General features: G+C 44.3%; 20 protein-coding genes and 2 tRNA genes. 18 read left to right on the forward strand and 4 right to left on the reverse strand.

The annotated features are described in order from the left end of the window. Positions 1–106: 106 nt before the first annotated feature. The 4 genes from icd to MHH52_RS08845 all read left to right on the forward strand — a co-directional run bounded on the left by icd (position 107) and on the right by MHH52_RS08845 (position 4,079). Positions 107–1,402 (forward strand): NADP-dependent isocitrate dehydrogenase, encoded by a 1,296-nt coding sequence (gene icd, locus MHH52_RS08830; protein WP_340007984.1) that lies wholly within the window; start codon positions 107–109, stop codon positions 1,400–1,402. Positions 1,403–1,458: 56 nt separating this feature from the next. Beyond that, positions 1,459–2,400: a malate dehydrogenase gene (gene mdh, locus MHH52_RS08835; protein ID WP_340007985.1), complete on the forward strand. Its 942-nt coding sequence runs from the start codon at positions 1,459–1,461 to the stop codon at positions 2,398–2,400. Positions 2,401–2,570: 170 nt separating this feature from the next. After that, complete coding sequence (locus tag MHH52_RS08840) at positions 2,571–2,999, forward strand: hypothetical protein (RefSeq protein ID WP_340007987.1); 429 nt, start codon at positions 2,571–2,573, stop codon at positions 2,997–2,999. A gap of 210 nt (positions 3,000–3,209) precedes the next feature. Further along, positions 3,210–4,079 (forward strand): SDR family oxidoreductase, encoded by an 870-nt coding sequence (locus MHH52_RS08845; protein WP_313640108.1) that lies wholly within the window; start codon positions 3,210–3,212, stop codon positions 4,077–4,079. Positions 4,080–4,162: 83 nt separating this feature from the next. Here the strand turns inward: MHH52_RS08845 and yfbR are convergent, their stop codons facing one another. Further along, positions 4,163–4,768 (reverse strand): 5'-deoxynucleotidase, encoded by a 606-nt coding sequence (gene yfbR / locus MHH52_RS08850; RefSeq protein ID WP_340007990.1) that lies wholly within the window; start codon positions 4,766–4,768, stop codon positions 4,163–4,165. A 102-nt stretch (positions 4,769–4,870) separates the two neighbouring features. Between yfbR and MHH52_RS08855 the strand changes: the two genes are divergently transcribed. From MHH52_RS08855 to MHH52_RS08905, 11 genes are all read left to right on the forward strand, one after another. Then, positions 4,871–6,406 carry a fumarate hydratase gene (locus MHH52_RS08855; protein ID WP_340009558.1) on the forward strand — a complete coding sequence of 512 codons (1,536 nt, stop codon included), beginning with the start codon at positions 4,871–4,873 and terminating at the stop codon, positions 6,404–6,406. Between the two features lie 192 nt (positions 6,407–6,598). Further along, a complete protein-coding gene (locus MHH52_RS08860) occupies positions 6,599–6,985 on the forward strand; it encodes a VOC family protein (RefSeq protein ID WP_340007991.1) in 387 nt (128 codons plus the stop codon). A gap of 181 nt (positions 6,986–7,166) precedes the next feature. After that, complete coding sequence (locus MHH52_RS08865) at positions 7,167–8,963, forward strand: ATP-binding protein (RefSeq protein ID WP_340007992.1); 1,797 nt, start codon at positions 7,167–7,169, stop codon at positions 8,961–8,963. A 109-nt stretch (positions 8,964–9,072) separates the two neighbouring features. Further along, positions 9,073–9,801, forward strand: a complete 729-nt coding sequence (locus MHH52_RS08870) for a response regulator transcription factor (protein WP_042125998.1) — start codon at positions 9,073–9,075, stop codon at positions 9,799–9,801. Between the two features lie 200 nt (positions 9,802–10,001). Next, a complete protein-coding gene (pstB, locus tag MHH52_RS08875; protein ID WP_042186541.1) occupies positions 10,002–10,757 on the forward strand; it encodes a phosphate ABC transporter ATP-binding protein PstB in 756 nt (251 codons plus the stop codon). A 73-nt stretch (positions 10,758–10,830) separates the two neighbouring features. Then, positions 10,831–11,490: a phosphate signaling complex protein PhoU gene (phoU, locus tag MHH52_RS08880; RefSeq protein WP_313640103.1), complete on the forward strand. Its 660-nt coding sequence runs from the start codon at positions 10,831–10,833 to the stop codon at positions 11,488–11,490. Positions 11,491–11,686: 196 nt separating this feature from the next. Further along, positions 11,687–14,356 (forward strand): DNA polymerase I, encoded by a 2,670-nt coding sequence (gene polA, locus MHH52_RS08885; protein ID WP_340007994.1) that lies wholly within the window; start codon positions 11,687–11,689, stop codon positions 14,354–14,356. A 52-nt stretch (positions 14,357–14,408) separates the two neighbouring features. Continuing rightward, the gene (mutM, locus tag MHH52_RS08890; protein WP_340007996.1) at positions 14,409–15,245 is read left to right on the forward strand and encodes a DNA-formamidopyrimidine glycosylase; all 837 of its coding nucleotides are present in this window, start codon (positions 14,409–14,411) and stop codon (positions 15,243–15,245) included. Between the two features lie 135 nt (positions 15,246–15,380). Next, on the forward strand, positions 15,381–16,127 hold the full coding sequence (locus tag MHH52_RS08895) for an MntP/YtaF family protein (protein ID WP_340007998.1): 747 nt from the start codon (positions 15,381–15,383) through the stop codon (positions 16,125–16,127). Between the two features lie 9 nt (positions 16,128–16,136). After that, the gene (coaE, locus tag MHH52_RS08900; RefSeq protein WP_313640099.1) at positions 16,137–16,733 is read left to right on the forward strand and encodes a dephospho-CoA kinase; all 597 of its coding nucleotides are present in this window, start codon (positions 16,137–16,139) and stop codon (positions 16,731–16,733) included. Further along, complete coding sequence (locus tag MHH52_RS08905; RefSeq protein ID WP_340008001.1) at positions 16,730–17,293, forward strand: lytic transglycosylase domain-containing protein; 564 nt, start codon at positions 16,730–16,732, stop codon at positions 17,291–17,293. The genes coaE and MHH52_RS08905 overlap by 4 nt, the downstream gene beginning before the upstream one ends. A gap of 79 nt (positions 17,294–17,372) precedes the next feature. Here the strand turns inward: MHH52_RS08905 and MHH52_RS08910 are convergent, their stop codons facing one another. Beyond that, positions 17,373–17,591: an alpha/beta-type small acid-soluble spore protein gene (locus tag MHH52_RS08910; protein WP_340008003.1), complete on the reverse strand. Its 219-nt coding sequence runs from the start codon at positions 17,589–17,591 to the stop codon at positions 17,373–17,375. 164 nt (positions 17,592–17,755) lie between these two features. On the opposite strand from MHH52_RS08910, the gene nrdR reads away from it, so the two are divergent. The 3 genes from nrdR to MHH52_RS08925 all read left to right on the forward strand — a co-directional run bounded on the left by nrdR (position 17,756) and on the right by MHH52_RS08925 (position 18,548). Further along, entirely contained in the window at positions 17,756–18,232 is a 477-nt protein-coding gene (gene nrdR / locus MHH52_RS08915; RefSeq protein ID WP_340009560.1) for a transcriptional regulator NrdR, read from the forward strand. Positions 18,233–18,389: 157 nt separating this feature from the next. Beyond that, positions 18,390–18,465, forward strand: a tRNA-Ala gene (locus MHH52_RS08920). Positions 18,466–18,475: 10 nt separating this feature from the next. Further along, positions 18,476–18,548, forward strand: a tRNA-Lys gene (locus tag MHH52_RS08925). Positions 18,549–18,680: 132 nt separating this feature from the next. Here the strand turns inward: MHH52_RS08925 and MHH52_RS08930 are convergent. After that, entirely contained in the window at positions 18,681–19,883 is a 1,203-nt protein-coding gene (locus MHH52_RS08930) for an MFS transporter (protein ID WP_340008005.1), read from the reverse strand. A 24-nt stretch (positions 19,884–19,907) separates the two neighbouring features. Beyond that, positions 19,908–20,489 (reverse strand): TetR/AcrR family transcriptional regulator, encoded by a 582-nt coding sequence (locus MHH52_RS08935; RefSeq protein WP_340008007.1) that lies wholly within the window; start codon positions 20,487–20,489, stop codon positions 19,908–19,910. Positions 20,490–20,715: the final 226 nt, after the last annotated feature.

The raw sequence follows: 20,715 nt of genomic DNA on the forward strand, positions 1-20,715 counted from the left end.
CCTAGCAATAGTGTTTTAAATTTTTGATTTTAATTATGATGAGAGTTTTGTTCGATGCTTGTCAATACTATTTAATCTCACAAAACTTTAGGAGGAATACACTCAAATGTTGAAACTAGAAAAATTCGATCTACCTACAGAAGGCGAACAAATCACGATTAAAGAAGGAAAGCTACAAGTTCCGAATAATCCAATCATTCCTTTTATCGAGGGCGACGGCACAGGCCGCGATATTTGGAAAGCTTCCAAGCGCGTACTTGATGCAGCGGTATCTAAAGCCTATGGCGGCACTAAGCAAATCGCTTGGTACGAAGTATTTGCTGGCGAAAAAGCCTTCAATACATATGGTGAATGGCTGCCAAATGATACTTTGGAAGCAATCCGCGAATACTTTGTGGCGATCAAGGGCCCACTTACAACTCCAATCGGAGGCGGTATTCGTTCATTGAATGTAGCATTGCGTCAAGAATTGGATTTGTACGTATGTCTGCGTCCAGTTCGTTATTTCGAAGGTGTTCCTTCTCCTGTTAAACGTCCTGAGCTGGTGGATATGGTTATTTTCCGTGAGAATACGGAGGATATTTATGCAGGGATTGAATATCAAGAAGGTTCTGCTGAAGTGAAGAAAGTAATCGAATTCCTGCAAAATGAGATGGGAGTTAACAAAATCCGTTTCCCTGAAACTTCTGGTATTGGTATCAAACCGGTATCCTCCGAAGGTTCGAAACGTTTGGTGCGCGCTGCAATTGAATATGCGATCAAGCACGGACGTAAGAGCGTAACGCTTGTCCACAAAGGAAACATCATGAAGTTCACTGAAGGTGCCTTCAAAAATTGGGGTTATGAAGTAGCTGAGCAAGAGTTCGGAGATAAGGTCTTCACTTGGAATCAATATGATGTGATTAAGGAACGTGATGGTGAGGCTGCTGCCAATGCTGCTCAGAAGGATGCTGAAGCTGCTGGCAAAATCATTATCAAGGATGCTATTGCGGACATCGCTCTGCAACAAGTGCTGACTCGTCCAACTGATTTCGATGTGATTGCTACGTTGAACCTGAACGGGGATTACCTGTCCGACGCTCTGGCTGCACAAATCGGCGGCATCGGCATCGCTCCAGGAGCGAATATTAACTACATTACTGGCCACGCCATCTTTGAAGCTACCCATGGTACAGCTCCTAAATATGCAGACAAAGACGTTGTAAATCCTGGTTCTGTAATTCTGTCCGGCGTAATGCTCTTGGAGCATTTGGGCTGGCAGGAAGCAGCGGACCTGATTTATAAAGGCATGGAAACCGCTATTAACAATAAGACCGTGACTTATGACTTTGCCCGTCTGATGGAAGGCGCAACCGAGCTGAAATGCTCCGCATTTGCAGACGAGATTATTAACCACCTATAGGTTATATTTTCCAGATAATATTAGCCCTACCTTTATCATTACTAGGAGGCGAATCTGTGGCAATCAAGCGTTATAAAATTACAGTGGTAGGCGCCGGGTTTACCGGTGCTACTACAGCTCTTATGCTAGCTCAGAAGGAACTTGGCGATGTTGTACTGCTCGATATTCCGCAGATGGAGAACCCAACCAAGGGTAAGGCGCTTGACATGCAAGAAGCAGGTCCTGTGCAGAGATTCGACAGTCATATTATAGGGACCTCAAGTTATGAAGATGCTGTAGATTCAGATATTGTAATTATCACTGCAGGGATTGCCCGTAAACCTGGGATGAGCCGCGACGATCTTGTGAATATCAATGCAGGGATTGTGAAGTCGGTATGCGAGAACGTAAGACATGTAGCGCCTGAATCCATCGTAATCATTTTGAGTAATCCGGTAGATGCGATGACTTATGCTGCATTTGAAGCGCTAGGCTTTCCGAAGAATCGCGTAATTGGACAATCCGGCGTGCTGGATACAGCCCGTTACTGCACTTTTATTGCACAAGAGCTTAACGTATCCGTTGAAGATGTACGTGGTTTCGTAATAGGCGGACATGGCAATGATATGGTACCGCTCGTACGTTATTCTAGTGTCGGAGGCATTCCAATCGATACATTGATTCCTGCGGATCGTATCGAGGAGATTGTGAAGCGTACACGTGTGGGTGGTGGGGAAATCGTTGACCTTTTAGGAAATGGTAGTGCGTATTATGCTCCTGCAGCCTCTTTAGTTCAGATGACGGAAGCAATCTTGAAGGATAAGAAACGGATCATTCCGGTTATTGCCTTGCTTGAAGGTGAATATGGTTATGACAACCTGTTTCTAGGCGTTCCAGCTCTTCTTGGTGCGAATGGGATTGAGAAGATTTTTGAACTGGAGCTTACGGCTGAGGAGAAAGCGGCTTTGGATAAGTCCGCTGAGTCCGTACGTGGCGTAACAGCTATATTATCTGTGTAGATTGTGTCAGATGTAAGGGGAGGGCCCCAAAGGCCGTGAAATGGCTTAAGGGCTCTCTCTTTTTTATCAACAACTTCAAAGAATGGACACCTATATTGCTTTTCTTATTCTATTATTATGGGTATAATTGTATGTGACTAATATCATAGTTAAATTGGAGGAGGTATGATATGGATTGGGACGTTTTGTTTTTCTTACATATGATCGGGACACTGGCACTTGGATTTTACCTTGTACTGCCTTTCATCCTAGGTCGTGCTGAAAAATTGTCGCCGGCAGCAAAAGAAGGTACGCTAAGTGCGGTTACTGGATTTAACCGCTTTGCACAGTACGGTTTGGTAATTCAACTACTTACTGGTGGTTACATGATGACCAAGGGTGAATATTCTGTAGCGTGGATGATTATTATTGTTGTACTGCTGCTAGCTATGTTTGCGCTTGGTGGTATTATGAGCAAGCCTCTGCGTCTTGCTGCTGCTGGAATTCGTGAGAACCGTGACGTCAAAGCAGAAACAGGCAAATTGCGTACGCTTAGTGCGCTACTGTCAGTGTCATTGCTGCTCATGGTATTCTTCATGGTATTTAACGACATTATTTAATCTGTACCACTATGAGCCCGCTTCCGTAATGGAGAGCGGGTTTTTTGTGTTCAAATAAACTTCAAGTTGTTTGATTCTATCTGCAGTGTGGTAAGAAGTTATCGTAAAGTGGTTTGAGAAATTGGGTAAGTAACGTATAAACATTAAGACTTAAGCCATCCTAAGATGATCAGTTGACTATCAATTGCTAAACGAGAGGAGATAAGGATTATGTCAAACAACAAGCAAACTACGAAAACCTTACCCCCGCAAGAGCAGCATCAACAGCCTGGGATTGAAAGCAAAATGAAGCCGTTGCCGAAATATGAGCCGGCTAATTATAAGGCAGCAGGTAAGCTGCAGGGTAAGGCGGCGCTTATTACCGGAGGAGACAGCGGCATCGGGCGGGCAGTTGCTGTTCTTTTTGCTAAAGAAGGCGCCGATGTAGTCATTTCATACCTGAATGAACACTCTGATGCAGAGGAAACGAAACGTCAGGTGGAGCAGGAAGGTCGCAAATGCATTCTAATTCCCGGAGATATTGGCGTGGAAACCTTCTGTAAAGATCTTATTAAACAGACGGTAGAGGGCCTAGGTAAACTGGATATCCTTATCAATAACGCGGCGGAGCAACATCCGCAAGCGAAGATCGAAGATATTACGTCTGAGCAGCTAGAGCGTACATTCCGTACGAACATTTTTGCGATGTTTTATTTGACAAAAGCGGCTATGCCTCATCTAAAAGCAGGATCTGCTATCATCAATACGACATCGATTACTGCTTATCGTGGTAGTCCACAATTGCTGGACTATTCGACAACTAAAGGAGCGATCCTTAGCTTCACTCGATCATTATCCACGAATCTGGCGGAGCAAGGAATTCGGGTAAACGGTGTTGCTCCGGGTCCAATCTGGACACCGCTTATTCCATCTACTATTGATGCGAAGCAGGTTAGTGAGTTCGGTGGGACGCAGCCCATGAAGCGACCGGGACAGCCGGAGGAAGTGGCTCCAGCTTTTGTGTATCTAGCCTCTGACGATTCGAGCTATGTGACCGGTCAGATTATTCATGTAAATGGTGGCGAGGTCGTGAACGGGTAGAGGCTCAGCCAAACCTAGATACTTATACAAAATGCTCTGATTCGGGATTGCCGAATTAGGGCTTTTTGTATCGATCTTGGGATTTAGTTTCCCGCCGAGAGTTCATCGAGAGACATTTCAAAACTCGGAGCCATATGAATCAGAAAATAATCTACTTCCTGTAAGCCGAGCCCACGTAGCTTCGCTGCTGTTTGCTCCTTCGCCGCTGCAAATTCACGGTTACCTGCAGCAACCTCCCACACACATTTCAAGTAAGCATCCAGTCGATCAGCTGCCTTAACATAGCTATGCAGCAGGACGTCCTCCGAATCAGGAGAACCGTCTTCAGGTTGCATGAGTTGCTTGTAAATGGCCTGAAGCTCGGGGGGAATCATACCGGTCAAACGTTCAGCAGCAACTCTTTCCATATCGCGGAAGCTTGCGAGTAGTCGTGGGTTATTGTATTTCACAGGTGTGGCAATGTCGCCCGTGAACACTTCACTGGCATCATGAAACAGGGCCATGGTTGCAGCTCGTTCGGCGTTTAATGAACGTCCGTAATGAACATTACCAATGGAACAGAGCATATGTGTGAGCAGGGCAACATGAAAAGAATGCTCAGCAACGTTCTCAGGAGCGGTGCTGCGCATAAGGCTCCAGCGCTGAATATATTGAAGCCGATATAAATAGGCCGAAAAATGGTAGTTCAATTTTAAGGTAACCCCTTTCATGCGGTGCCAGGTATGATATTATTATACTAATTGTATCAGACTTTAGATAACCTGGAACTGCTGAGAGGAGCTTGAATGAATATGCAGCATTTTGAAGACAGCATTTATAATCTAATTGTAGAAACGTCCACGAATTTGCCGGGTGATGTACGCCGGGCGGTCGCAAAGGGACGCGCGCTAGAGGACAGAGCTACCCGGTCAGGTCTTGCTTTAACAACGATTGCACAAAATATCGGAATGGCTGAGCAGCAAGTGTCACCGATCTGTCAGGATACGGGTATGCCAACATTTATTATTCACACACCTGTGGGAATCAATCAGATTGAGATGAAAAAAGATATTCATAACGCCATTGTACGTGCGACCAAGAATGGCAAGCTTCGACCTAATTCCGTAGATTCACTGACAGGTGAGAACAGTGGAGATAATTTGGGGGCAGGTACACCAGTTATTCATTTCGAACAATGGGAAGAGGATAAAATAGACGTTAGACTTATTCTAAAGGGTGGAGGCTGCGAGAATAAGAATATTCAATACAGCCTTCCAGCAGAATTAGAAGGATTGGGCAAAGCAGGTCGTGACCTGGACGGAATCCGGAAATGTATTCTACATGCCGTTTATCAGGCACAAGGGCAGGGATGTAGCGCTGGTTTTATTGGTGTGGGTATCGGCGGCGACCGCACGACTGGCTACGAGCTGGCAAAGAAGCAATTGTTCCGTAAAGTGGAGGATGTTAATCCAATAGAGGATCTCAGCAAGCTGGAAGACTACATCATGGAGAATGCCAATAAGCTGGGCATAGGAACGATGGGCTTTGGTGGAGAGGTATCGCTGCTTGGTTGTAAAGTCGGCGTTATGAATCGTCTGCCAGCTAGCTTTTTCGTATCTGTTGCCTATAACTGTTGGGCGTTCCGCCGCCAAGGCGTGCTGGTTGATCCGTCAACCGGCAATATTGAGGACTGGCTATATGAGAGCGGTACAGGGATCTCTGTAGATGATGGAAGGATACAGGCATCGGAATTAGAAGCTACTGAATCTCGCGAAGTACGTCTGACCACGCCGATTAGTGAAGAGGATATCCGGAGTTTGCGCGTTGGGGATGTAGTTATTTTATCCGGTGAAATGCATACGGGCCGTGACGCACTGCATAAATATCTAATGGATCATGATGCTCCGGTGGATTTGGACGGTGCAGTGATCTATCACTGTGGTCCTGTAATGATGAAGGATGAGGAAGGCTGGCATGTTAAAGCAGCGGGTCCGACTACTAGTATCCGTGAAGAGCCTTATCAAGGCGATATTATTAAAAAGTTCGGTATACGTGCTGTCATCGGAAAAGGTGGAATGGGTCCGAAAACATTAAAAGCCTTGCATGAGCATGGGGGTGTATATCTCAATGCGATCGGTGGAGCTGCGCAGTATTATGCAGAATGTATCAAGAAGGTAAATGCTGTAGATTTCATGGAATTTGGCATTCCTGAGGCGATGTGGCATCTGGATGTGGATGGTTTCGCTGCTATTGTAACTATGGATGCCCATGGCAACAGTCTGCACGCAGATGTGGAGAAAGATTCCGCAGCAAAACTGACCCAGTTCAAGGAGCCAGTGTTTAAATAAGTCGGATTACAGCCTGGTGAATAAGTCATTAAGAGGGGATTTCCTCTGAGTTGGCTTTTTCTCCGGGTTTTATCAAAGTAGAAGAATTTATAAGTTCCATGCTATAAATTCTCCTTATATTTCTCGCTTAAACACTTACCGTTCTTATAGGGACGTCGAAGGCGTTTATGCCTGTCTAAAGGAGGTCGACGAATGGTACCACATTATATTAGAAATGGTCTTCTTAACGTTACTCCGTATTTCATTGTCGATGATGCAGACCGATTCATAGATTTTGTTGTGAACTGCTTTGATGCAAGAATTAATGATATGCTGCGAAATGATGAGGGAAAGATCAGGCATGCCGAGCTTAGAATAGGGGATTCGATCATCGAGGCTTCAGAAGCAAATGAGAAATATTCACCAGTACAGCTCGCTATTCATCTATATGTAAGAAATGTGGATGAGACCTACCGTAAGTGCTTGGATGCCGGGGCATCGATCATTGAAGAACCATTGGATAAGTCTTATGGAGAAAGAGGAGCGGGCATTAGAGATATTCATGGCAATCAGTGGTTTCTTGCAACCTGCATAGAATGAAATCACGATATTTTACAAAAGTAATACAAAGTAACAGTCCAGAGATGATCAACTTGGGCTGTTATTTTTATATAATCTATTAATAGTAGGGATTTATTTCACGAAAATAGTAGCACTGGTTTTTTGGGGGAAATGAAGTTAGGATAAAAGATACAATGATAAAGGGAGAGGCACACTTCAGATGAAACCGTTTCGCGCTCGTCTTACGTTTATACTTATGGCCTTAATCGGTATTTCCATGATTGGCACTGGATTTACGATGGCTCATCTGTTTAAGAGCTCCCATATAGCTGCTCTAGAAGAGAACATGTCCCGGGAAATAAATCTGCTTGCAGGCACGTTGCAATTTGTAGATATGGATGCCTCCAATGCGATTCCGTATTACACGGAGCAGGCAGAGCATATCGCCAAGCTTCTGGAATCCCGGATTACTTTTATTAGTAAGTCAGGTGAAGTTTTAGGGGACTCCGAGAAAAATCCTTTGGAGATGGACAATCACTCCAATCGTGAAGAAGAGATTGTTGCTGCTAAAGAAGGGATTGGACGAGCCATTCGTTACAGCAAAACTTTGGATCACGAGATGCTATATGTGGCTGGGAAGGTAACCTCGGATCAGGGGTTTGACGGCTACATTCGGGTCTCTATGGGACTGGATGCAGTAACGAAAGGGCTTAACCGTGCTTGGATGATTATGGCTGGGGGTCTAGTTATTTTGTTCCTGTCAGCAACTATTGTCAGCTACAAAGTGGCATCGAGCATGACTTCACCGCTTGAACAAATTACGAGAGTCGCACGGCGTATAACGGATCTTGATTATGATGCAAGAGTCCACTTGAAGCGCAAAGATGAAGTTGGGCAGCTGGCAACAGCGATTAATGCCATGGCTGACAGTCTTCAGGCTCAGCTCAAAACCATTCGTGATAATGAGGATCTGCTGCAAAGCGTGCTGGACAATATGACTGGCGGCATAATAATGATCAATGCGGACGAAGAAATTGCACTGCTGAACCGAGCTTCGGAGCGGATGCTAGATGTTAGCAACAGTGAAATGGCGGGTCATTCGTACAAAGAGCTAAAGCGTCATTATGAGCTAACTCGTCTGCTTGAAGAAGGGGTATCGAGTAAAGAAACGCTCCATGAAGAACGAAGTATTTACAATCCGAGAGAACGGATTATACGCATGGACGCGGTACCTATGATCCAGGATGGGACGTATAGAGGCATGCTCTTCCTGCTGCAGGAAGTAACAGAAATTCGTCGCCTGGAGCGGATGCGAAGTGAATTTGTCGCTAACGTATCCCATGAATTGAAGACGCCGGTTGCGGCTGTTAAAGGATTTGCCGAGACCTTGCTGGGTGGTGGGGTTAAGGATGAGAAGACAGCCCGTTCCTTCTTGCAAATTATTTATGATGAGAACGAACGCTTAAATCGATTAATTGGAGATATTTTGGAATTATCTAAAATCGAATCTAAACGTGTACAGCTTGATTGTTCGCCCGTTCATATCATTGAATTCTTTAATTCCGTGCTGGGAACCATCAGCAAAGTGGCTGAGAAGAAAAATATTAGTCTTAACGTAGAGGTTCCTGAGGAACTGTTCATTGAAGCCGACGAGGATAAACTGCGTCAAATCTTTATGAATTTACTCTCCAATGCGATTAATTACACGCATGAAGGGGGTAGCGTAAAGGTCTATGTTAAGAATCTACTGAAGTCAGATGGCTCTGAAAATGTTCAATTTACCGTTACCGATACAGGTATGGGGATTCCCAAAAAGGATCTACCGCGTATTTTTGAACGTTTTTATCGGGTAGATAAGGCAAGATCCAGAAGCTCCGGTGGAACTGGACTGGGACTGTCTATTGTGAAGCACTTGGTAGATCTGCACCATGGTGTGATTTCGGTTAAAAGTGATCTGGGGATCGGAAGCTCATTTATTATTGAGTTGCCGCTGTTGCAGGAAGAAAAGGTGGATTAGATTTTTGTAAATTCACCTTATCGATTTTACACCAAGTTAACATTGTGGTGATATGATTGTTTTGTTGTTGTTTTGTAAAAATCAAACTATATGGAAGACGGGGGAACCTATGGCTCAACGATTGCTTGTCATTGAAGACGAACCGACACTGGCCCGGCTGCTGTCCTATAACTTAACGCAGGAAGGTTACGAGGTAACAGTAGAGGATCATGGTACGGCAGGATATGATCGTGCGACGAGGGAACCTTTTGACTTGATCGTATTAGATCTAATGTTGCCAGGTATGAATGGCATTGACATCCTTGATAAATTGCGTGGACAAGGTATTCGCACACCTATTATTGTGTTGACCGCCAAAAATGCGGAAGAAGATGTAGTTAGAGGGCTGAAATCAGGTGCTGATGATTATATAACCAAACCATTCGGCGTCTCCGAACTGCTCGCTAGAGTAAGTGCTGTACTTCGGAGGATTTCTGGACTTGCTGAGGAAGCACCGACAGAAACACCTATCTCTGCTTCTACCATTATTTTAGGTCAATTAGAGATTTACCCTGAGAGATATGAAGTCTCCCTCGGTGGTCATAGTATTAACTTGCGGCCTAAAGAGTTCGAAGTGCTATTATATTTGGCTCGTAAGCCAGGTGTTGTGTTGACGAGAGATGATCTCATGAATGCTGTATGGGGCTTTGATTATATTGGTGGACAGCGTACGGTTGATGTACATGTCAGTTCACTCCGTAAAAAGCTTGAGCTGGATCCGGAATCAGTCCATATCGATTCGATTCGAGGCGTGGGCTATAAACTGGTTGTTAATAAAAAGAGAGCTCCGGTCATTTAGGGTGACAGGAGTTCTCTCTTTTCTATACATTTCATAAATAAGATTCGTTTGGAGTACTAGTTGGCTTCCGGGGAAATACTGTGATGTGGATCAATTCATGTTCACTGATTTTACATTGCGTTAACATTTCTCTCCAACTGTATTTACACTAAAAGCTTATCATGGAGATCGAAGATGATGAGAAGGAGACGTAAACACTAATGAAATCCATCATTGACATAGAGAATCTTGATCTCTACTATGAGTCGTTTCACGCACTGAAGAACGTGAATCTGCAAATCCCGGAGAAACAGGTTACCGCTTTTATTGGACCTTCCGGTTGCGGGAAATCCACGTTGCTTCGCACATTGAATCGTATGAATGATATGATTCCTGGCACACGTATAGAAGGAACTGTAAACATCGGTGGCAAAAATATTTATAGTGATGAGGTAGAGGTGGAAAGCCTGCGTAAGCAGGTCGGTATGGTGTTTCAACAGCCGAATCCTTTTCCTAAGTCGATTTACGACAACGTAGCTTACGGTCCTCGACTACACGGCATCCGTTCAAAAAGCGAGCTGGATGAGATCGTAGAAAAAAGCTTGCGCCACTCCGCCCTATGGGAGGAAGTGAAAGATTTTCTGAAGAAATCTGCCCTTAGCTTGTCCGGTGGACAGCAGCAACGGCTTTGTATTGCTAGAGCGTTAGCGGTACAGCCTGATATTCTGCTTATGGATGAGGCAACCTCTGCGCTCGATCCTGTATCCACACTCAAGATAGAAGAGCTTGTTCAGGAACTAAGAAGTGAGTATACAATTGTTATGGTTACTCATAACATGCATCAAGCGGCACGTGTTTCCGGTCGAACCGTGTTTTTCTTAAATGGTGTAATTGTAGAGGCGGCGGACACAGAGGTGCTTTTCTCGAACCCTAAAGATTCCCGCACTGAAGATTATATTTCCGGACGTTTCGGCTGATCAGTAGTAAAAGGGTGCTCGTCCCTGGAAATGGCAAGCTGACCATACGTTAATGAGGAGGATCGCTCTTATTATGATTCGCAGAAAAGAATTTGATAAAGACTTGGAAGAGCTGCGCAGTCTGCTGCAGCAGATGGGTGAGCATGTTAAGGATGCTCTTGAAGGTGCAATTAATGCACTACAAAATCTAGATACAACGCGCGCACAGGAAGTTGTTGAAGCGGATCTGCAGTTGAATGCCATGGAAGATAAAATCATGGAAATTGGCTCACGCCTAATTATTACTCAGCAGCCCGTGGCTAAGGATTTGCGCCGTATTATCGTTGCCTTCAAAATATCAAGCGATTTGGAACGCATGGGTGATCTGGCGCTTGATGTAGCTAAGGCGACCATGCGTCTTCAAGGCCAGCAGCTGATTAAGCCGCTTGTAGACATTCCTCGTATGGCTGAAATCGTGACGATTATGATCGATGAGGCTATCCAGTCTTACCTGGATGAGAACACTGATCTGGCTTATAAAATGGCACAGGATGATGATCAGGTCGATCAATTGTATGGTGCGATGATCAATGAGTTGTATTCTTTTATGGTAACAAAGCCGGATACAGTATCCCAAGCTATGTTATTGACGCTGGTAGGCCGTTATATCGAACGGATTGGCGATCATGCTACTAACATTGGTGAAAGCGTAGTTTACCTGGTTACCGGTAGTCGTCCAGATTTGAATCAATAGTATTTTTGTTTTATCTTAGTAAAACGAAGTAGCCGTCCTTTTATAAGGGCGGCTACTTGTTGTATTATCCCATAAAAGCAAGTTATGTTTCTAACATTTCAGCTAATCCCATTGTTTAAGTTGGTATAGCCGTTTCTACTTGGACAGGCCATATGTTAATATGTAAGGAGTAAGCATGATAAAGGCGAGGTGCACTATGGACAAGTTGATACTTATAGATGGAAATAATATTATTTACCGTGCTTTCTTCGCGATGCCCCCGCTAACGAATACAGCAGGGCAACAGACGAACGCGGTTTACGGATTTACTACGATGCTGCTTCGTTTAATTGAAGAACACAAGCCGACACATATGATTGTTGCCTTCGATGCAGGGAAAGTCACTTTTCGGCATGAAGGTTATGAGGATTATAAAGGCGGTCGGCAAAAGACACCTCCGGAGCTCTCCGAGCAGTTTCCACTACTGAAAGATTTGCTCAGAAATCTAGGTGTACCGCAGTTTGAAATTGGCAATTATGAGGCCGATGATATTATTGGAACCATCTCTCGTCAGGCGGATGAAGCAGGACGGCAGGTTATGATCGTGTCGGGAGACAAGGATATGCTTCAATTGGCTTCTGAACACACGACCGTTGCGTTGATCCGTAAAGGAGTTACTGAGGTTGAGCTTTATGGACCAGAACAAATTCGTGAGAAATATGACTTAACACCAGAGCAGATCATAGACCTTAAAGGACTGATGGGAGATGCCAGTGATAACATTCCGGGAGTGCCGGGTGTTGGTGAGAAAACAGCACTCAAGCTGTTGCATCAATTCGGATCGGTGGAAGGTGTATTAGCAGGAACAGGTGAGCTTAAAGGTAAAATGAAAGAAAAGCTGGAGGCTCATGCGGAAGATGCCGTGATGAGTAGGAAATTGGCGACAATTTATCGTGAAGTACCACTTGAGCATTCGTGGGAAGATATGGTCTTTAACGGAATTTCTGCGGATACAGCCGGACCCGCACTCGCTAAATTAGAATTCAAATCACTTCTGGAACGGCTGTCTCTTAGTGCCTATGCTCCAATTGCTGATGGAGAAGAGGGTGCAGCGGAAGTAGAGGCTGCTACACTTGATATTTCGATCGTGAGTGAAGAAGAACTAGAGGCGCTGAGTGAAGTGCTGCCTAGTATTTCGGCGCTGCATGTGGAGTCCAATGGGGATAATCCGCATCGTGCCGAGGTGATCGGGGTAGGGTTATCTTCTCTGGAGCGGCATTATTATGTGCCGTTTGAATTACTGCAGAAACCAGCTGCTGCGAAACTGCGCGACTGGTTAGGAGATGAGAAGGCTCCGAAAAGTGGATATGATCTTCACCGTGCTGATTTGGCACTGCATTGGCAGGGAATTGCTTTTGCAGGTGCAGCTCATGATGTACAATTGGCAGCTTATTTGCTGGATCCGACAGAAGCTAATCAGAACCTAAACGATCTCGCTACGAAATACGGCTTGCCGAGATTGTCACCTGATGAAGAGGTATTCGGAAAAGGTGCTAAATACAAGATTCCTGAGCTTGAAATCTTAGGGAATCACGTCGCACGTAAGAGTGCTGCGGTACTTGGCATCGCCCAGAAACAACAGCAGGAATTGATCGAAACGGCGATGACCGGACTGTTCGAGGATCTGGAAATGCCATTATCACGTATTCTTGCGGATATGGAGAAACAGGGGATTGCAGTTAATGAAGGGGATCTTAAAGAGTTAGGAAAAGAATTCGAAGCTCAGATTTCCAAGCTGGTCACCGAAATTTATGAAAATTGTGGCACAGAGTTTAATTTGAATTCACCAAAGCAGCTGGGTGAGATCTTATTTGTAAAACTAGGTCTTCCTGTCGTCAAGAAGACGAAGACCGGATATTCAACAGACGCAGAGGTGCTGGAAAAGTTAGCACCGTATCACGATGTGGTACGTTTAATTCTACAATATCGCACGATTGCCAAGTTACAATCCACCTATGTAGAGGGGCTGCTCAAGGAAATTTCCCCGAAAACAGGGAAGGTGCATACCTTCTATCGGCAGACGATTGCCGCTACAGGACGGCTTAGCAGCCAATTTCCGAACCTACAGAACATTCCAATCCGCTTAGAAGAAGGACGTAAAATCCGTAAAGTGTTTGTTCCATCGGAACCGGGCTGGTCCATTCTGGCGGCGGACTATTCGCAGATCGAACTACGGGTGCTGGCGCACATCTCCGGTGATGAGCGGATGAAGGAAGCTTTTCTCCATGATATGGATATTCACACGAAGACAGCGATGGATGTATTTGGAGTTACCGCCGATCAGGTTGATAGCAATATGCGTCGTGCTGCTAAAGCCGTTAACTTTGGTATCGTGTACGGAATCAGTGATTATGGACTGTCGCAGAACTTGAATATTCCTCGTAAAGAAGCCGCTCAATTTATTGAGCAGTATTTCGAGGTGTACCAAGGCGTACGTCGATATATGGACGATATCGTAGTGGAAGCGCGGAAAAATGGTTATGTAACCACACTACTGGAACGCCGTCGTTACTTGCCTGAGATTAATGCGAAGAACTTTAATCTACGTTCTTTTGCGGAACGTACAGCAATGAATACACCTATACAAGGAACTGCCGCTGATATTATTAAGCTGGCGATGGTGCATATGGACAAGGCGCTTTTCGAGCGTGGGCTAAAGAGCCGTATGCTGCTTCAGGTTCACGATGAGCTTGTATTTGAGGTGCCAGAGGATGAAATGGAGCTCATGAAGACGCTTTTGCCGGAAATAATGGGTGGAGCATTGCAGTTATCTGTGCCGCTTAAAGCAGAGGTAAGTTTTGGTAGCAACTGGTATGAAGCGAAATAGGCTCCCTTTAAGGTGTGCATATCAGCTATAATGTAGTTGAGGTGAAGACATCATGCCGGAATTACCGGAAGTAGAGACAGTCAAGAGAACACTGAATGATTTAGTTAATGGAAAGCAGATAGAGAGTGTAACCGTCCGGTTGGCTCGGATTATTCAGCGGCCGGATGATATTCAGGCTTTTGCCAACCTGCTCGCAGGTCATAGCATTGTTAATGTTGAACGAAAAGGGAAATTTTTGCGCATCGTGTTAGACGGTCTGGTACTGGTGTCTCATTTGCGGATGGAGGGCCGTTACGGACTTTTTTCGAAAGATGATTCACTGGACAAGCATACACATGTGATATTCCATTTTACCGATGGCACTGAGCTGCGCTACACGGATGTTCGTCAGTTTGGTACCATGCATCTTTTTCAGATTGGTGAAGACCTCCAGCTGCCTCCTCTTAATAAACTAGGACAGGAGCCGCTGGAGCCATCCTTTACGCCGGAGAAGTTTAAACAGATTGTATCAGGCAAAAGCACAAAAATTAAATCACTGCTGCTGAATCAGGAATATATCGTCGGCATAGGTAATATTTATGTAGATGAGTCGTTACACCGTGCAGGGATTCATCCTGAAGTCAGCGCAAAAGATCTCTCGGATGATCAACTCGATCAGCTGCATGACGCTATTGTTAGTACGCTGACGGAAGCGGTAAACGCTGGTGGTTCATCTGTGAAATCATATGTGAATGGTCAAGGTGAGAGCGGCACTTATCAACAACAGCTGTTGATTTACGGTCGTAAAGATCAGCCATGTAATCACTGTGGAACGATGATTGAGAAAACCGTTGTAGGTGGCCGAGGCACGCATTATTGTCCAAGTTGTCAGCGTAAGGCAGTAAACTGAAGATGTAATTAGGTTATTAGGTTGGAACCCACTACTTGTCCCGCCCATATACTGTGTGAAGAATGCTCAATAGAGAACGGAAGCTGAATGAAGTGTATTCTTCAGTGTTCCGGTTCTTCACAGGAGGGATTGCGGGTGCTCAGCCCATTTTTTTCACTGCTATTACTAGCTTTTGCTTTGAGTTTGGATGGTTTTGGTGTTGGTATTACATATGGACTGCGTAAAATGAAAATACCATTGCTCTCCATTCTGATTATCTCGCTTTGTTCTGGGGTAGTTATCTGTGTATCTATGCAAGTGGGTGTTCTGCTTGCCAAGGTAGTGTCTCCACATGCAGCTTCTGAGGTTGGCGCTGTTATACTCGTGCTAATGGGGTGCTGGTCGCTCGCCCAGATGCTAATGCAGAAAGAGAAGGAACAGAGTGGCGAACGTAAAGTAGATAATGAAGAAAATGCGCTATCCACAGAGGTTTGGGCTGAGGTAGCTGTTGATACTGAAGGTGTTGTAGCACAGGCTGCCATGGCTCCAAAGCAGGCAAAGTCGGCTGTCTTTTCCCTTGAGCTACGACGGTTGGGGATTGTTGTACAGATCTTGCGTACTCCCTCGTCTGCAGATATGGATGATTCTGGAAGCATTTCTTCCGTGGAAGCGATGCTGCTCGGGATTGCGCTCTCGCTAGATGCCTTTGGAGCCGGACTCGGCGCAGCACTACTCGGGTTCAATCCGTTATGGACATCACTTACAATTGCCCTGTTTAGTGGTACATTTCTATTGCTGGGCATGAAGACTGGATTAAGATTCGCCGGGAACTACTGGATGAAGCATGCTTCTGCACTACCCGCGTTATTATTAATTACAATGGGAATACTGAAGTTATTATGAGGTGAGTACATGATTATTGGCTTAACCGGAGGCATTGCATCCGGAAAAAGCACGGTGTCCGCACTGCTTGTGAGCAAGGGAGCGAGGCTGGTTGACGCGGATGTGATCGCCAGAGAAGTTATGCTCCCCGGTCATGAGGTGCTGGCTGCGGCTGTGAAACAATTCGGAAGCGAGATCCTCTCTCCGGATGGTACACTGAACAGGGGCAAGCTGGGGGACATTGTATTTCAAGACCCGGCGGCCCTGCAAGCCCTGAACAATCTGACGCATCCTGCAATCCGGCGGGAGATTAAAGAACGTATGAACAGCATGGAGGAAGAAGATCCGAAGAAGTTAATCATTGTGGATATCCCTCTTCTTTTTGAATCAGGACTCGAGAACTTGTTCAATGAAATACTGGTGGTTTACGTTCCTCGTGAGGTGCAAATCGCTCGATTAATGGAACGTAACGGACTTTCTTTTGAACAAGCGGAAGCACGCTTAAATGCACAGATGGATATTGAAGCGAAGCGTAACAAAGCGGACTATATCATTGACAACAGTGGCGATCTTGCGCACACTGAACAACAGGTTGCTGTTTTTTGGGACAGGCTGGGCTTATTATGAAATGGTTGCGTAAAAAGAGAGTCCTTCTTCTGTTATTCGTTGGTTTTACTGCAATATTGTTTCTGAGTACGAACTGGATGTCTTGGTTTTATCCGATCCATTATAAAGATGAGATCCGTAAGCACAGCATTACGTACGATATAGACCCGTTTCTTGTGACTGCGATTATCCGAGTGGAAACGAACTTCAAAACTGGACGAGAATCCAAAAAAGGTGCTATAGGTTTAATGCAGCTTATGCCGGATACCGCGAAATGGGCCCTTGAAAAGGCCAAGCTTCCAGATGTATCTATGGAGGAGTTAAAGAATGAACCATCGGCAAATATTGAACTAGGTACTTGGTATCTTTCAACATTATCCCGTCAGTTCGAAGGTAAACGTACAGCGATTATCGCTGCATATAATGCTGGACCGGGTAAAGTTCAAAAATGGCTGGATGAGGGAATCTGGGATGGAACGGATGCTACGATTAAGGATATTCCGTTTGGTGAAACTCGCCATTATGTACAGCGTGTCAATTATTACTATGATCAGTACACGGATATTTACAGCGAATTCTAAAACCGTGTTATGTATAAAAAGAAGCATTAAACGACCTGTCGGTCGTTTAATACTTCTTCAGTAAGCTTATGTGGACAGGTTATTTGAATTGACCTGCCAATTGTTGTTCTGCCAGGGTTACAAGACGTTTAGTGATGTAACCACCGATCGAACCATTTTCATAAGAAGTTTTATTGCCTTGGTAACCATCTGGGGAAAGCGTGATTCCTAGTTCTTGGGCAACTTCATATTTAAGTTGTTCCAAGGCACCGCGGGAATTTGGAGCTACAAGGTTATTGGAGCTGCTGCTTTGGCTCATTGCTGTTCACCTCCTCTGTTGGTAACTGTATTATGTGCCGGACTTGCCATAATCATTACAACAAATAAACGGTGATTTCTGGAAAAAATGAAATAGCTCTTCAAAAGCCGGATGTTTAACGGACCGGGACAAATACCATTATGTAATAGGAAGTGATGAAGCTTATGAAATGCCCTTACTGCGATCACACAAATACTAAAGTACTGGACTCTCGACCAGCGAATGAGAATAAGTCAATCCGCCGCAGGCGTGAATGCGAGCGTTGCAGCAAACGGTTTACAACCTTTGAAATGATTGAGGAAACACCGTTAATCGTGATCAAAAAAGACGGTAGCCGCGAGGAATTCAGCCGTGATAAAATTCTGCGTGGTCTAATCCGTGCTTGCGAAAAACGACCGGTCTCTGTAGAACGGTTAGAAAAGATCGTCTCTGAGGTGGAGAAGTCCCTACGCGGCATCGCCGTAGCTGAAGTAGAGAGCCAACAGATCGGCGAACTGGTTATGGAGCAGCTCTATCCAGTAGATGAAGTCGCTTACGTTCGCTTTGCGTCCGTATACCGCCAGTTCAAGGACATTAACATGTTCATGAAGGAACTGAAAGGTCTGCTGTCTAAGAGCACAACAGATCTGGAGGGAATATAGGGTTTGTGGCAATTTTAATGACTAAAAAAGTGTTGACAGCGAAGGCGATTTTTTATATTATATAGGAGTCGCCTACGGCGCTTAAGTTTGTCAAAATGACTTAAATACACCGAACTGAATTTTATATGTGATTACATACTTCTGAGAATATTAGTTTGGGGCCATAGCTCAGCTGGGAGAGCGCATCGCTGGCAGCGATGAGGTCAGGGGTTCGATCCCCCTTGGCTCCACCAAACATCATATGGACTCTTAGCTCAGTTGGTAGAGCAGTAGACTCTTAATCTATTTGTCCAGGGTTCGAGCCCCTGAGAGTCCATCCTAAAGAAACGGCAGAAATGCCGTTTTTTTGTTGTGTAAGTATCTGGCGATCTCTTCTTTATATTAAATAATTGGACATGAAGAAAGCTGTCGAGATTTTCTCGACAGCTTGAGTAGGTTGTTCCTCGGCTTAGTTTACCAATCCACTAGCGGATTGTTTTTCTTTCCATACCATCGTAATTATAAGACCAATAAACATAATGACAGCCGCAAAGAGATACGGATAGTTGATATTGACATCAAATAATACTCCGCCTAATGCAGGTCCGATGATATTACCGAGGCTAGTATAGGTTGAGTTCATTCCAGCGACAAAGCCTTGCTCTTTTTCAGCAGTTTTTGATAAATAGGTCGTTAATGCTGGACGGAGTAGGTCAAATGCGAGAAAGATTAAGCAGGTTACTAGCAGAACGGTTAAGTAGTTAGAGATTACGGTGGATGCAGCCGCTAAGGCTACGCCAGCAATTAAGCACAGTTGGATGAGCTTCTTTTCACCGAGTTTATCTACCATTTTACCAAACAAAAAGACCTGTACAACCACCCCAAAGATTGAGCTTATTGTAATGATGGTTGCAATATCTCGTGGAGTGAAGCCGAATTTATGATCAGAAAACAGACTGAATACAGTTTCATATGCTGATAAACCAAAGGCCAGAACAAAGACTATTATAAAGGCAATAATATATGCTGGGTGAAGCGATCGTTTCAGATCACTGATAAAGTTGGTATCTTTTTTAAGCTTACTGATTTCCAAAAGCTGCTGTTTGGATAATGGCTCTTTTAAAATAAATATCGACGAAATACAAGTTATTAAGGCAAAGCCAGCAGCAAAGTAGAATGGAGCACGTATACCTAGTTCAGTAATAAAACCTCCGATCCCTGGGCCAATAATAAAACCGATACTAATGGCGGCAGAAACATAACCCATTGCCTTAGGTCTTTCCTCTACTGAGGTAATATCTGCAACATAGGCAGTGACACCAGGCATAATAAATGCACCACTAATACCTCCAAGAATTCTGGCTATATAAAGAACGGATACATGCGTGCCTAAACCAAAGATCAATTCCGATGCACTGAAGAGTACTAAGCCGATTACGATCATTTTTTTTCTGCCATAAATGTCAATCCATCGCCCTGCCAGAGGAGACATGAGTAGTTGTGCGAACGCAAATGCCGCTACAAGATACCCCATCGTTCGGCCTGACAAGTGCATAATATTCATAAAGGATGGCATAACAGGGACGATAAGTCCAACGCCTAGAAAAACAATGAATATATTACTTAGTAGAATGAGTAAGACTGTTTTTTGTTCTTTCAATGGTTTCTTCATGAATGAATACCTCTCTTTTTAGAATCATAGCTGTGAAATACCTCTCCAAAATACGGTCCATGAGGCGTTCAGTTTTTCATTTAAGCGTGTTTCATTATTTCCATACACAAGCTCTAGCATGATCGAATCTACCACACCTAAGAAAGCAAGTGTAGGGATCGAGGCTGCATCTTCCCTAATGACTTTGGTATCGATCCAAGCTTGGAATTTGCTTTCAAGTACGGGTTGAATCTTTTTTTCCGTATCGATCACTTCTTCGTCAATCGCTTTAGCAAGATGGGGCGGTGGGAAAAAAGTCATACGCAGCCAAAACTTTAACTGCTCGTTCTTTTGAAACAAATCCATTACCAATTGCAGATATCCTAATAAATCTGTTTTAGGATTTTGTGTACCCACTTTACTCAAATATTGTAGTTTCGATGTGATTTCTGTCTCTTTAGCATCTTGTAAAACTTGTAGGAAAAGATCATCTTTCCCTTTGAAATGAGCATAAAGAGACTGTTTTTTCATACCGACCTGCTCGGCAATTTGAGACAGAGATGCTCCCTCATATCCATGAGTTGTGAAACATTTCAAAGCGATGTCTTTAATTTCTTTACTTTTCAATAAATTCACCTCGATGTTAACGAACGTTCGTCAGTAATACTAACAAATTAAATTATTTTATGCAAATGAAAATTATTTCAGTGCACAGCTACGCTAAAATCCATTAAATTCCTTAATCATTTCGATAAATGTTTCAAGTTGCTGATTATCCCATTGTGCTATGCGTTCATAAAATACGATCTCCTTCTCCTGCAGCGTCCTAAAGTAGAACTTTCTACAATAGTGT

Origin of the sequence: Paenibacillus sp. FSL K6-0276, assembly GCF_037977235.1 — a bacterium.
In the GTDB taxonomy this organism is placed as follows: Bacteria; Bacillota; Bacilli; order Paenibacillales; family Paenibacillaceae; genus Paenibacillus_AQ.